Genomic DNA, 12,378 nt, shown 5'->3' with positions numbered 1-12,378 from the left:
ATGAAATAAATGCTCAAACGCGTTGAATCGTGTATAGTAAATGGAGAAGAAAAGAAACCTTTTGAATCAAAGAGGGAGTTGTCAGGAATGAATGAGACGAAGCAGCTGAAAAAAGACGCGAACCGTGTACTAAAAGCGACGAGTCGCACCTTCTACATCCCGATTAGTCGACTATCGCAAGACTTACAGGAAGCGGTCGGTGCTGCTTATCTATGCATGCGTGCCATCGATGAGATCGAAGACCATGAAGAACTAGCGACGGACATCAAGACGACGTTACTACGTGAGACGGCATTGATGATGCGTGGCACGTTCTCCGCTACGGCCTATCTCGAGTTGATCGCGCCTTACACGGCGCATCTGCCGGAAGTGACACTCCGTCTACCGGAGTGGATCGCCTATTGTCCGGCCGCAATTCGTCCGAAGGTCCTCGATTCGACGGCGGAGATGGCAGAAGGAATGGCGGTCTGGGCAGAGCGCGACTGGACAGTCAAAACAGAAGCGGATCTCGATGAGTACACGTATTATGTCGCTGGACTTGTCGGTGTGATGCTGTCAGACATTTGGTACTGGAAAGCAGGCATTGTCACGGATAAGCAACGAGCGATTGGATTTGGTCGTGGTTTACAAGCCGTCAACATTCTGCGTAACCAACAGGAGGATGCGGAGCGTGGTGTCGGTTACTTCCCACCTGGTTGGACGACGGATACGATGTTTGCTTATGCGCGTGAGAATCTTGCAGAAGCCGATGCCTACCTTGCATCCATTCCGAAGGAGACGACGATTTATGAATTCTGTCACATTCCACTTGCACTCGCGCATGGAACGCTCGATGCCCTTGCAAGAGGGAAGGAGAAACTCAGTCGTCCGGAAGTCTTGAAGATCGTCGGAGCTGCTGTACTAAAACGATAAGCACGAACGAAAGCCGCCCGTTTCCATAGAGGAAGCGGGCGGCTGTTTTTGTCTGTCATCGTAAGATATACATCGTCAATCCAATCAGTGCGGAACCGATCCAAATGAGAAGAACCGCTCGTCCGTAAGGGAACCGATACCCGGCGCGACGCGAAACGAGTAAACCGATCCCCATGACCGTCAGTGCGATGAAAAACGTCAAGAACACGGAGAGTTGCTGCATTCCGATTTCCTCCCATCAGTGCAAGTCAGCTAAATACGCGAGCACCTTCTCTTCATAAGCTTTTCGGTCGTGGGCATACGACTGGACATGACCGCCGTTCTCTGTGACGTAAAGTTCCGATCGTGGCGCTGCCTTTTGGATCTTCATACTTTCCGTCACTGGAATCGCATCGTCATCTTTCCCGTGGATCAACAGGATCGGGTAATCAATCCGTCGGACGGATTCGACCGGTTTGACGCGTTCGGGATTGAGTCCTGTCAACGGAGGTGTGATTTCTAGAATGATCGGTGTGAACGGGAAATTCGGCAGCCCGCTCCAAACCGGAAGATTCGTGGCGAGATAGTTTTCTAAATCACTGAATGGACTATCGGCGATGACGCCGACGACATCGGCATTCGGAGCGGTGACGAGCGAAGTCGCCGCGCCCATCGAGATACCATAGAGCACGACCGGCTTCGCCGAACGTGACTTCGCGTACCGCACAGCCGTCAACAAGTCGTCTTGTTCCTTGGCTCCGACCGTGACGCGTTTGCCGTCCGATTCACCGGAACCTCGGAAATCAAACGTCAACACATTATAGCCGGCATCATGAAATTTCTTAAAGAGCGGTAAAACTGGAACATCTTCTTGTTCTCGGTTCTTCCCGTATCCATGCGCAAAGACGATTGTTAACTTTGCATCCTCACTCGGCATCCACCAGCCGGATAAGCGGGTCCGATCTTTATAGGATCGGAATGTCACGTCCTCATAGTCTAGATTTTCTGCCTTCTTCGGATTTGTCGTCAATGCTTCGCGCTCCGGTTGTGTCAAGGATGAGCCGACATAACCGGAAATACCAACGATGATGACGATGACTAAGGTGACGATGATGATGATGGTAGCAATGATTTTTTTACGATGTTTTTTCCACACCCGCGTTCCTTCCTTTCGTTCGGTTAATGGATATCTTTTTTCTTGAAGCGACCGCCATGGACATCATGGATGTTGCCGATCGCAATAAAGGCTTGTTCATCAAAGTCACGAACGATGTCTTTCAACTTTGATTCTTCCAAGCGACTGATGACACAAAAAATCACTTTTTTCCCATCACCCGTAAAGGCACCTTCTCCATTTAAGTATGTCATGCTTCGTCCGAGACGATCCATGATCGCAAGACCAATCTCTTCATAGTTCTCGGAAATGATCCAGACGCTTTTCGATTGATCGAGTCCATCGATGACGACGTCGATCGTCTTGAAGGCGACGAAATATGTAATCAAGGAATACATTGCTCGGTCCCATCCAAAGACAAAACCAGCGGCTCCTAAAATGAAGACGTTGAAGAACATGACGATCTCTCCGACTGAAAACGGTGTCGATCGGCTAAACGAGACAGCGAGAATCTCCGTTCCATCGAGTGATCCACTCGATCGGATGACGATGCCAACACCGATTCCGAGAATCAATCCACCGAAGACGGTCGCAAGTAAGTCGACGCTTGTCAACGGACCGATGTGTTCGAGGAGTTTCGTTGCGATTGCCATGATGAAGATCGCGTATAACGTCGATAGGGCGAACGTCTTCCCGATCTGTTTATAGCCGAAGAAGATAAACGGGATATTCAGGAAGAATAACCAAAAGGCGAGGGTCGTGTCCGTGACTTTCGAGCCGATGATCGAGATTCCGACGATTCCGCCATCGATGATGTTATTCGGAACTAAGAATCCTTTCAGACCGATTGCAAAGATGATGGCACCGATCGTTAGCATGAGGAGACGTCGAAAGAGTTGACCTTTCGTCGAACGACGATGATGTTTTATCGGTAGTGGGGACTGCATGTCATTCCTCCCATCTAGAGTAAATTACTTTAAGATTACTATAACAAAAAAGCACGAAGACGTCTGTGAACGTCTTCGTGAGTGAGTCAAGGAGTGTAACGTAACGATTGGAAGAAGCGCATGATCTGTTCGGCTTCCGTTTCGTTCGTATATTCCCCCATATATTGTCCGTCTTGCTGACCGATGATCGTGACAGTACAGGTGACGAGTTGCAGACCTTCGTTTAATCGAATTTCACACGTTGCGGCATGTGAAGGAAGGGGTGTCTCAGTCGAGAAATACAAAGCCTTCGTACTGGTCTGGTGCGCCTCTAAGTCAGAAAAAGCGAGCGTGAAGGACTCAGTATGATGCGTCAACATCCGAATCTTTCCGGGAACGGAAAACCGTGGAACCGTATCACTCGATAAGGCACAAGCCTCGATCGGATAGAGGATTTCGCGAATTAAAAAGCCTTCCATCACATCACTCGGAACCGGTCGACTGAAGAGATATCCTTGGATGCATGGACATTCGAGCATCCGAAACGTATCGAGCTGCTGAATCGTCTCGATGCCTTCTGCTACGACATGTAGGTTAAATTCGTTCGCCATGTACAAGATACTTTTGACAATCGCTTGCGCTTTCGCATCATCGTAAATGTGCGTCGCGAATTGTCGGTCAATCTTGATGACGTCAATCGGATAACGTTGCAAATAGACCATCGAAGAGTAACCTTTACCGAAATCATCTAAGGCGATCCGGACACCCAAGGCACTGACCGATTCAAGCGTGCGACTCGTCATCGGATCATCCATGATGAGGGCCGCTTCTGTGATCTCTAGTTCAAGCAGGGCCGGATCGAGCGCATATCGTGTTAAGGTCTGTTCGATTTGATGCTCGAATCCTGGAATCAATAGCCGCTTTGGTGAGACATTGATTGAGATCGGGACGAGAGAGGCACCGGTCTTGGACCACTCGTTCATCTGCCGGCAGGCTGCTTCGAGCACCCAGTCCCCGATGTCGATATGCAGTGCACTTTCTTCTGAAAGCGGAATGAAGTCGTTCGGCGGGATTCGTCCCCATTCTGGATGTTGCCAGCGAATCAAGGCTTCCATTCCGACGATCTTCCCCGTCCAGCTATCGACCTTTGGTTGGTACTCGAGGAACAACTGATCACGTTCAATGGCATAATGCAAGTCTTGCTCCAAACGATAGCGCCGGTAATAGTCAATATCGAGATTCGAAGCATAATGATGAAACGCACTGTGATCGTCGCGTCGTGAGCGGCGGAGTGCTGTGTAAGAATGCTTTAATAACTCAACGGCGTCCGTGCTGTCTTGAGGATAGCGACTGATGCCGATCGAAACCCGGGCGAACAAGGCGTAGGGTTCAATTGAAATCGGTTGTGTCGAGATCGCAAGCAGTCTTTCCGCACACGGCGTGACATCTTGTTCATAGTCGGTCGAGACGAGCAGTGCATATTCATCCCCACCGAGATGACCGAGGAAGACCTCGTCCGGTTTGACATCGTTTAAGCGGGCAGCTGTCGCTTGGAGCCACTGATCGCCGGAACCGTGACCGAACGCGTTATTGATCTCTGTAATACGGTTGAAAGAAACCGAGAGAACGAAAAAAGGAACAGTGCGTGCTTGCCACGATTCAATCGTCTCAATCAGTGCTTGGCGATTCGGAAGACCGGTCACGACGTCCCGGAGAGCGAGTTGCCGTAACTGTTCTTCATACGCTTTTTGTAACGTGATATCATGCAAGATGCTGTTGGAATACGCAATCGATCCGTCAGAGTGAAAGATTGGAATTTGTTGATCCTCGACCCATTTGATCCGTCCATCGGGAAAACGGAGACGGTACTGAAATGTTCCGGCATGCCCTTGTAACAAGCGTTGCATGAACTTTCGCATCGCATCGTGATCTCGGGGATCGATTCGCGACAATAACCACGTATCATTTAAAATCAAATTTTTTGGTAACTCCTCGTAGATGTGTAAAAAACCTTGCGAATGAAATAAAATCCGTCCGGTCGTCAAATCAATTTGTGAGATCGCCGCGTTCACAGCCTCATAAATGTCACGGGCTTGTGCGCGTTCCATCTTCAATTGTTGACGGGCCGCATCGATTTCCGATAAGTCATACAAGACGATTGAAGCCTGATGCGCATGCCCTGCGCGACGTACTGCCTTCAAGCGCAACAATTGATACGAACCGTCTGACGTCAGCAAGGACAGTTCTTGTTCGAACTGGTCCTGCTTTCCTGCTGCCATGCGCTCGATCTCAAAGCGGAGTGGGTCAAAATCCCAAGGATGAATCCGTTCGAGTAACCGTTGTTGCTCGATTGATGACTGTTCTTCCTTTAGCCCGAGAAACTTGAGAAGTGACGGTGAAGGCTCGATTTGATGCGACCGTAAGTCATAATAGAATAAGACTAACTCAGGCACTTGCTCAGTCAGCTCCAGTTGGGAGCGAATTTCCGAGACGTCTTCTTCGAGTTGTTTTTCGCGTGTCACATCACGTGCGACGCCATAGACACCGATGACATGTCCTTCCTGTTCAATCGGCATGTTCGTGATCTTTAAGGTGACGAGATGTTGGTCTGCGTGCAACCCTCTTGCTGTATAATGAACCGTTTCCCCTTGTAACGCACGCTGGAAAAATTGCGAGACCGCCTCCATTTGATCCGGAGGATTAAACACGGAAAAGTGCTCGTATAAGGTATGTTCCGAGTATCCTAGGATTTCTGGAAGATGTTCATTGAAATAGATGATCGTACCAGCCGCATCAAAGACAAAAATCGCATCGGTTTGATGATGGAAAAAGGCTTCTGATTGTTCAAGACGAGATACTTCAAGCCCACCGATATGAATCGGTGCCGTATCTGATCGTCGGATTGTTTTCATGGCCTCAAAAAACGCCATCTCTTCACCTCCATACGTAGTAACGCTTCAGTCTTACTATCGGATGAAGGGGAGAATCGTTGCAATGATTCCTTAAACAATAGACTATTATTTCAAAAAACGAATGGGAAGTTAGAAATCGATGCAATTTTATTTCAAAATTAAGAGGTCAAGTACGACAAAAAACGAAGCTCAACGGTATGAGCTTCGTTTTATATGTTAAATCGCTAAATCGACCGAAGTGTCACTGGCGTTCGGATCCGCATCTGCTCCTTGATCCGGTGCGCCTGGCATGTCACCAACCGGACCATGCCCGTGTCCTGGACCATGACCATCGCGTGCTGGACCTTTTTTGAGGTCAGCGTAGCTTGAGACATCATCTGCGCGGGACTGGATGTGTTCCTTGATCTGTTTCGCTTGCTTTTCTGTCAGCTTGTCATCTTTGACTTGTTGATCAATCGCAGCAGTTTGTGCTGTCAGGACGGCTTTCTCGAAATCGGCGTAAGCAATCTTGTTTGCTTCCGCGAATTCAGGTAAGGGTTGATTCGCTTCCTTGAACTTCGCTTCATCGAGTCCAAGTGCTTTTAGAATCGCTGACGTCGAGTCGCCGAAGACACCACCTGGTCCATAGTCACCACGCTTGCCGTGTTCGCCGCGCTCCGGAAGATCGTCGTAGCTCTTCGCGTCCTTATATTCCTCAGTCAGACGAGACTTGATTTCCGTTGCTTGTTTTTTCGTCATCTTCCCGTCTTTGACGAGTTGATTGAGTTCGCTCGTTTGCGCCGCAAGCAATGCTTTTTTATAGTCGGCGAACTTAATCGACTGTGCCTTCGCATAAGCAGCAAGCGATTGATTCGCTGCGTCGAATTTCGACTGGCTCAGTCCAAGTGCCTTCAGGACGTCGGCAATTAATGATTCATTGAAGAAACCTGGTCCACCGTGGCGACCCATCGGCATTTTGTCTTTGAGTTCATCGTAGCTCTTGACGCCACTAAACCGTTCCGTTTGACGCTTCAGCATGTCGTCTGCTTGTGTTTGCGTTAAGTCGCCTGATTTGACGAGACTTGCCAACTGTTCTTTCGCTGCTGCGAGTTCCGCCTTTTTGTAATTAGCGAACGAGATCCCGTTTGCTTTCGCGAGATCGGCGATCGATTGTCCTTTCTCGCGGGCAGCGTCTGCCTCAGCTTGTGCCAGGTTCAATTTTTTCAAGAGTAACGTCATGTCGTGCTTTTTCATACCTTCGAAGTGGTGCCCGTGCTTCGCTTGTTTTGTCGTGCTCGAGTCGTCGTTCGTCGCAGCATATGCTGACGCGCCTCCGACTGTTAATGCGCTAATTGTCAATGCAGTGATCCATTGTTTTTTGAATGTCATGGGATGATCACTCCTTTCACCTTTTATGGTAGAGGGTCACGAAAGAGAAGTTGTGAGGAAGTTGCAAAGAAACTGCGAAGAAAGGCAAATGCGGGCAAAAAGGCGCTACACTAAGAGTGGAGGGATGATGATGAACGTACTATTGATTGAAGATGAACAAAAATTAGCACAAGTGACGGCACGTTTCCTGCGTCACCATGCGTATGAGGTGACGATTGCCGGTTCATTAGCGGAGGCGAAACAGTGCCTGACGACAGCGTTTGATGCCGTCTTGATCGACGTCCGCTTACCAGACGGTGACGGTTGGTCACTCGTACCAAGTATCAAATCACAGGTTCAGCCGCCGGTCGTCTTCATGATGACGTCGCGCGGCGAGGCGGATGATCGCGTTTTCGGACTCGAACTCGGTGCCGATGATTATCTCGTCAAACCAGTCGTCCTGAAGGAGTTAACGATTCGGCTTGAACGGGCATTAAAAGTCCGTCCGGTTGCTCGCCATGCGTTCGGTGACTTGACGATCGATGAAAAAGGACGCCAAGTCAAAACAGGTGAGCAGGCGGTCAATCTCGCGAAGATGGAGTTCGAGCTGCTGCTCTATTTCATTGAACACCTTGGGGAGGCACTCAGTCGGGATCAGATTCTCGACGACGTCTGGGGCTATGCGTTCGGTGGCGATACCCGGACCGTTGATACACACGTCAAACAATTACGGGATAAGTTGCCGGTCATTAAACAACAACTGAAGACGGTGCATCGGGTCGGCTATCGATTGGAGGCGATTGAATGAAGCGACGTCCTTTGATGCGTAAGTTCTTATACGCTGTCGTTGGTCCCTTGCTCGTGATGGGCGTCCTTAGTTTCGTCTTGACGGCGTTTCTCGTCAATCGGTTCGCAGAGGGTGAACGGTACGATCAACTCGCCCGGGAAGCGAACATCATCAAACAAGCGCTTGAAGCCGACACGCCGATTCCGCGTGATATTCAAGGGTTTTTGACGACCGACGGGTTGACGCAACGGATCGGGGCGCGCGGACCAGCCGGACGGTTACCACTTCTCGACGATTTAAAGAAAGAAGACGTCATCGAAGTACAAGACGAACGGTTGCTGACGTATCAGCTGACCGTTGACGGAACGCGCATCACGACGGTTCGACAAGCACCGCTTGCAAGTAGCGCCCTCGACGGTGTCTATATCGCGATTGGACTCGCGTTACTCGTGACGTTGCTGCTCGCATCACTGCTTGCTTATTACATGGGACGGCACCTGACGCGACCGATCGTGACGCTTCGGTCTGTTGCTCAAAAGATTGGTGCCGGCGAGACAGATGTCGTCTTACCGGCGCGACCGAAGGATGAAGTCGGAGAGTTGATTGACGCTGTCGACGAGATGCAGACACAACTGAAACAAAAGGATCATCTACAGAAGACGTTCATTGCTGGCATCACCCACGACTTGCGGACGCCGCTCGCGATCATTCGAAACGAGACGGAGGCACTTGCGGCAGGTGTCATTCCCGTCACCGAACTGCCCGACGTGACGACGAGCATCATCGAGGAGACGGATCGACTCGGTCATCTGATTGATGAGACGTTGCTTTATTCGAAGCTTGCTGGTGGACGGATGCCGCTTGAAAAGACGGATGTGGCACTCGATGAACTCGTGCTTGCGACAGTCGAACGCCTGCGTGGAACGTTCACGCAGGCAGGACTGACGCTGGCGACAGAGCTGCAACCGGTTAGGCAGTCCCTTGATCCACGCATGTTCGAACGTGTCTTGATCAACTTCCTGATGAACGCCCGTTTTGCTTCACCAGCCGGCGGAACAGTCACCGTCCGCTTAACCAACGACGAATTGACGGTCGAGGATGAAGGGACAGGTGTCCAGGCAGAAGACCGGGCAACGATTTGGGATGTCTACGTCAAACAAGAAGGCAGTGCCGGACATGGACTTGGTCTTGCGATTAGTCGGATGATTCTTGATAGTCATCAGTTCGATTATGGTGTTCGCGACCAAAGTGGTGGGGGAGCGGTCTTCTACGTTCGGTTTTGATTGGACCAATTCGTTACACAAAAAGAGAGGTCAGTTCTCGGAAAGCTTTCCGGAACTGACCTCTCTTGAATTTCAACGATTATTCGCCTTCGTTCGCATGAACGAGACTTGGTTTGACGAGCGTATAGAACTCATCGCTCATCCCGACACGACTGCCCATCTGGCAAGCGAGTTCGAGTGTTTCTTTATAGAAGTTCGCGACGAGATCGTGGTTCTTGATATGCTCGTCTTGCATCGCCTTTTTGACCCCAAGGACGACTTTATCGATTTGCTCATCGGCATCATTACGGACCGGTACGACGTTTTCCGGAAGATCGACTTCCTTATCGTGTCCGTTGAAGCGGAACGAGGCACCGAATCCGAGGTGTTCGAGGAAGAAGTGTGGTAACAGTTTACTCGCGAAGAACTGATGCCATTCCGTCTCTTTCATCGCTTCCATGTCACGCTTGAACGACGTCGTTGCGAGTGCATAGCGATCGTGTGTATCCTTCATGAACTTCTCGAGGATCGGAACCTGCATTGCAAACGCATTCTTGAGCAAGTTATCGAGCTGTTCTTGCGTTAATTGTTCTTGTTCAGTCATCGCTTTAACCCCATTTCGTTTCGTTATCCCTATCGTAAGAAATTTAGACAATTCCGTCAAATCTTTTTCGAGAATAGAGTTTACCTATTTCACAAAAGGGAATCCATTACTATCAATCATTTTAGGGGGAGTCAGCATGAAACGAATCGCAATGACAGGGGTCTTACTCGGAGCATGTCTGACTCCGGTGACGGGATTTGCCGCAAGTAACGTGACGTATAGCAAAGGAGTCGTCGAAAACAAGACATTCGGCTATACAGTCAAGACGACAGATGTTTTGAAAAAGGCGATCCAACAAGATAAAGTCGAGTTCGTCAAGAACAAGACAGTCAAGTCGAAATACGGTGTCATCACGCGGAGCGGCACGTTCGCGTTGTACTATAAAGTTAAAGGAGCGGACCAACTGCTCGTCAACTTGAACTATGAGCCGAAGAAGCTCTCGAAAAAACAGTTCGACCGTGAAATCGGATATGGTACATATCTCGGGACGAAAGGGAGTAAAACGTACTACTACGTCTTACCGACGGAAGCCGTCAAAGGCGCTGTCGGCAAGAAAGCAATCGAGAACTTGATCGTCAAGGACGTCCCGCAGATGATGAAGACATTCAAACTGCAATGAGCACTAGCTTTTGCTAGTGCTTCTTTTATTCGTTCGGTATAGTTAAAAATGAGGTGAGTGAATTATGGAATGGAACGTCACAGACGTCAAACAGACAACAGATGTGTTACAACTCGAAAAATGTGTCAACGATCATGATGGCATTGAATTAAAAGTCGCAGCCGATTGGGTTGGCGAGAACGATTTCGCAATCTATGATGGCGAGCAATTGATTGGATATTTACAAGCGTTCGCGTACTTACCGACGGAATGGGAACTAAACGTCTTCGTTGATCCGGATTACCGGAAACAAGGAATCTTCACGGCACTCGTTGAAGCGGCACGAGCGCGGGCAACGGAAGCAGGCGTTAAAGCCTTCACGTTCGTTATTGACGATGCAAGTGAGTCAGGTCAAGCCGTCCTTGAAGGGTTAGGTGCTGAGTACCGGATGACCGAGTACAATATGATTTTGAAGAAGGCGCAGTTGTTCTTAAAAGCCGATCCGGATTTCGAATTACGCGAAGCGACAGCAGACGACCGTCCGTTCATCGTCGAGACGCTTGGTAAATCGTTCGGGAACACGGATGAAGAAGCAGAGTCGATCTATCAAGCAATCGAATCTGATGACCGCATCACGTTCATCGGTGTCGCAAGCGGCAAACCGGTCGGCGTCATCCGTGCCTACCTTGCTTCCGATACGCAAGCGAGCATCCATGCGTTCGCGGTTCGTCCAGAAGCACAAGGCAACGGCTATGGTAAAAAGATGCTGAAGTTGATGGTCCAAGCGTTGTTCCGGACAGGTCGGACGCAACTTGAACTCGATGTCGAGACGGATAATGATCGTGCACTCGATCTTTACAAAGAGGCAGGATTCGTTGTGCATCGTGGTTATCAGTTCCATGTGTTGGCGGTTTAAAATCATGAGCGATTGACGGATCTTCCAGTGTATGCTGGATGCTCAAGGCGCTCCACTCCTACAGGAAAAAGCGCAGTTGCGCTGTCAGAGACAAACAAGCCGCGGCTCTTCGCTTGAAGCGAAAGAGTCGCGGCTTGTGTTTCGCCTGAGGAAAGGGAGCAAAACTTGAGTACATTCGTCGATTGCTTTTTTTATGGTTATTATTACAGAAACTAAACAAAAAACCTTGGAACCTTTTCTGTAATCCGTCGTATACTAGACATATGGAAAAAAAGAGGAGGCGACGTCATGGAGAGTCGACAGGATTCATTGCGGACGTTGAAGTGGGTATCAGGTGGAATGGAAGCGGTGCTTGGGATTCCGCTCTTAGGTGGTTCAATCGTCATTTTCTCAGGTTACAATGCCCTGTGGTTAATGCTCGCGTTTCATATCGTCGTCGTCGTATTGACGGCACGTGCCGGGAATGTCTCAAAAGGGAACATCGTCGGGATCGTCGCATCAACGGTCGGGGTCATTCCGGTCGTCGGGATGTTCTTACACATGGCAGCAGCGATTACGATCTTACTTGACGCAGCACTCAGTAACCGAATCGTTACGCGAACACATGTCAAACACGTCGAACCGATTCGACCACGTCCGGTCCGTCGCGAGCAAGAAAAACAAGAAGACCATCCGTTCTGAGTTTTTTTCGTTGACAGCGAAAAACAAGCCGTGTAAAGTAAACAACAAGTTAAGCCATATTAATTACATCGACGACGCGGAGTAAGTATCGTCAACACTGCCGACCAAGCGAGTCAGGAATGGTGAGAGCCTGACACGGTAAGCTGAACGAGAATGGACCGCTGAGAGCCTGTTGAACCTTCGAGTAGACAGGACGGTTGCCCCCGTTACCGGGCTAGCTGGTTGTTGGACCAGCGACAAGTGGAGACGATTCTTCGTTTCAATCAGAGGTGGCACCGCGCGGATACAGGCGTCCTCTATGCATTAGCTAATAGCTATGCGTAGAGGGCGTCTTTTTTGT

12 protein-coding genes and 1 other annotated feature are annotated in these 12,378 nt (G+C 49.6%); of the genes, 6 read left to right on the top strand and 6 right to left on the bottom strand.

Translation table 11 applies throughout. The features are described 5' to 3' along the window. Positions 1 to 87 precede the first annotated feature (87 nt). Complete coding sequence (locus tag KNQ12_RS06020) at positions 88 to 912, top strand: squalene/phytoene synthase family protein (RefSeq protein WP_214746780.1); 825 nt, start codon at positions 88 to 90, stop codon at positions 910 to 912. Between the two features lie 55 nt (positions 913 to 967). On the opposite strand, the gene KNQ12_RS06015 is transcribed toward KNQ12_RS06020, so the two are convergent. The 5 genes from KNQ12_RS06015 to KNQ12_RS05995 all read right to left on the bottom strand — a co-directional run bounded on the left by KNQ12_RS06015 (position 968) and on the right by KNQ12_RS05995 (position 7,211). Beyond that, complete coding sequence (locus KNQ12_RS06015; protein WP_156357207.1) at positions 968 to 1,135, bottom strand: hypothetical protein; 168 nt, start codon at positions 1,133 to 1,135, stop codon at positions 968 to 970. A 15-nt stretch (positions 1,136 to 1,150) separates the two neighbouring features. Then, positions 1,151 to 2,047: an alpha/beta hydrolase gene (locus KNQ12_RS06010; RefSeq protein WP_214746777.1), complete on the bottom strand. Its 897-nt coding sequence runs from the start codon at positions 2,045 to 2,047 to the stop codon at positions 1,151 to 1,153. A gap of 23 nt (positions 2,048 to 2,070) precedes the next feature. Beyond that, entirely contained in the window at positions 2,071 to 2,952 is an 882-nt protein-coding gene (locus KNQ12_RS06005; protein WP_035396207.1) for a YitT family protein, read from the bottom strand. A gap of 86 nt (positions 2,953 to 3,038) precedes the next feature. Beyond that, complete coding sequence (locus KNQ12_RS06000) at positions 3,039 to 5,861, bottom strand: sensor domain-containing protein (RefSeq protein ID WP_214746774.1); 2,823 nt, start codon at positions 5,859 to 5,861, stop codon at positions 3,039 to 3,041. Between the two features lie 198 nt (positions 5,862 to 6,059). Next, positions 6,060 to 7,211 (bottom strand): hypothetical protein, encoded by a 1,152-nt coding sequence (locus KNQ12_RS05995; RefSeq protein ID WP_214746771.1) that lies wholly within the window; start codon positions 7,209 to 7,211, stop codon positions 6,060 to 6,062. Between the two features lie 130 nt (positions 7,212 to 7,341). Here KNQ12_RS05995 and KNQ12_RS05990 point away from each other — a divergent pair, with 130 nt between their 5' ends. Next, positions 7,342 to 7,998, top strand: coding sequence for a response regulator transcription factor (locus KNQ12_RS05990; RefSeq protein ID WP_214746769.1), 657 nt, complete (start codon positions 7,342 to 7,344; stop codon positions 7,996 to 7,998). Next, positions 7,995 to 9,260, top strand: coding sequence for a HAMP domain-containing sensor histidine kinase (locus tag KNQ12_RS05985; RefSeq protein ID WP_214746764.1), 1,266 nt, complete (start codon positions 7,995 to 7,997; stop codon positions 9,258 to 9,260). Before KNQ12_RS05990 ends, KNQ12_RS05985 begins: the two co-directional genes overlap by 4 nt. A 79-nt stretch (positions 9,261 to 9,339) precedes the next feature. On the opposite strand, the gene KNQ12_RS05980 is transcribed toward KNQ12_RS05985, so the two are convergent. Beyond that, positions 9,340 to 9,843, bottom strand: coding sequence for a hypothetical protein (locus KNQ12_RS05980; RefSeq protein ID WP_023469278.1), 504 nt, complete (start codon positions 9,841 to 9,843; stop codon positions 9,340 to 9,342). Between the two features lie 136 nt (positions 9,844 to 9,979). On the opposite strand from KNQ12_RS05980, the gene KNQ12_RS05975 reads away from it, so the two are divergent. From KNQ12_RS05975 to KNQ12_RS05965, 3 genes are all read left to right on the top strand, one after another. Further along, a complete protein-coding gene (locus tag KNQ12_RS05975; RefSeq protein ID WP_023469277.1) occupies positions 9,980 to 10,462 on the top strand; it encodes a hypothetical protein in 483 nt (160 codons plus the stop codon). A gap of 64 nt (positions 10,463 to 10,526) precedes the next feature. After that, positions 10,527 to 11,357, top strand: a complete 831-nt coding sequence (locus KNQ12_RS05970; protein ID WP_214746761.1) for a GNAT family N-acetyltransferase — start codon at positions 10,527 to 10,529, stop codon at positions 11,355 to 11,357. Between the two features lie 288 nt (positions 11,358 to 11,645). Beyond that, on the top strand, positions 11,646 to 12,038 hold the full coding sequence (locus tag KNQ12_RS05965; protein ID WP_035396226.1) for a hypothetical protein: 393 nt from the start codon (positions 11,646 to 11,648) through the stop codon (positions 12,036 to 12,038). Positions 12,039 to 12,100: 62 nt separating this feature from the next. Continuing rightward, positions 12,101 to 12,338, top strand: a binding site (T-box leader). Positions 12,339 to 12,378: the final 40 nt, after the last annotated feature.

Source organism: Exiguobacterium sp. s11 (assembly GCF_018619015.1).
In the GTDB taxonomy this organism is placed as follows: Bacteria; Bacillota; Bacilli; order Exiguobacteriales; family Exiguobacteriaceae; genus Exiguobacterium_A; species Exiguobacterium_A indicum.
The sequence above is the reverse complement of the archived record's forward strand: the minus strand, read 5'-3'. Positions and strand labels throughout refer to the sequence as shown.

Coding starts and splice junctions, on each gene's coding strand:
- KNQ12_RS06020 (WP_214746780.1), top strand. CDS start 88: ATGAATGAGACGAAGCAGCTGAAAAAAGACGCGAACCGTGTACTAAAA.
- KNQ12_RS06015 (WP_156357207.1), bottom strand. CDS start 1,135: ATGCAGCAACTCTCCGTGTTCTTGACGTTTTTCATCGCACTGACGGTC.
- KNQ12_RS06005 (WP_035396207.1), bottom strand. CDS start 2,952: ATGCAGTCCCCACTACCGATAAAACATCATCGTCGTTCGACGAAAGGT.
- KNQ12_RS06000 (WP_214746774.1), bottom strand. CDS start 5,861: ATGGCGTTTTTTGAGGCCATGAAAACAATCCGACGATCAGATACGGCA.
- KNQ12_RS05995 (WP_214746771.1), bottom strand. CDS start 7,211: ATGACATTCAAAAAACAATGGATCACTGCATTGACAATTAGCGCATTA.
- KNQ12_RS05990 (WP_214746769.1), top strand. CDS start 7,342: ATGAACGTACTATTGATTGAAGATGAACAAAAATTAGCACAAGTGACG.
- KNQ12_RS05985 (WP_214746764.1), top strand. CDS start 7,995: ATGAAGCGACGTCCTTTGATGCGTAAGTTCTTATACGCTGTCGTTGGT.
- KNQ12_RS05980 (WP_023469278.1), bottom strand. CDS start 9,843: ATGACTGAACAAGAACAATTAACGCAAGAACAGCTCGATAACTTGCTC.
- KNQ12_RS05975 (WP_023469277.1), top strand. CDS start 9,980: ATGAAACGAATCGCAATGACAGGGGTCTTACTCGGAGCATGTCTGACT.
- KNQ12_RS05970 (WP_214746761.1), top strand. CDS start 10,527: ATGGAATGGAACGTCACAGACGTCAAACAGACAACAGATGTGTTACAA.
- KNQ12_RS05965 (WP_035396226.1), top strand. CDS start 11,646: ATGGAGAGTCGACAGGATTCATTGCGGACGTTGAAGTGGGTATCAGGT.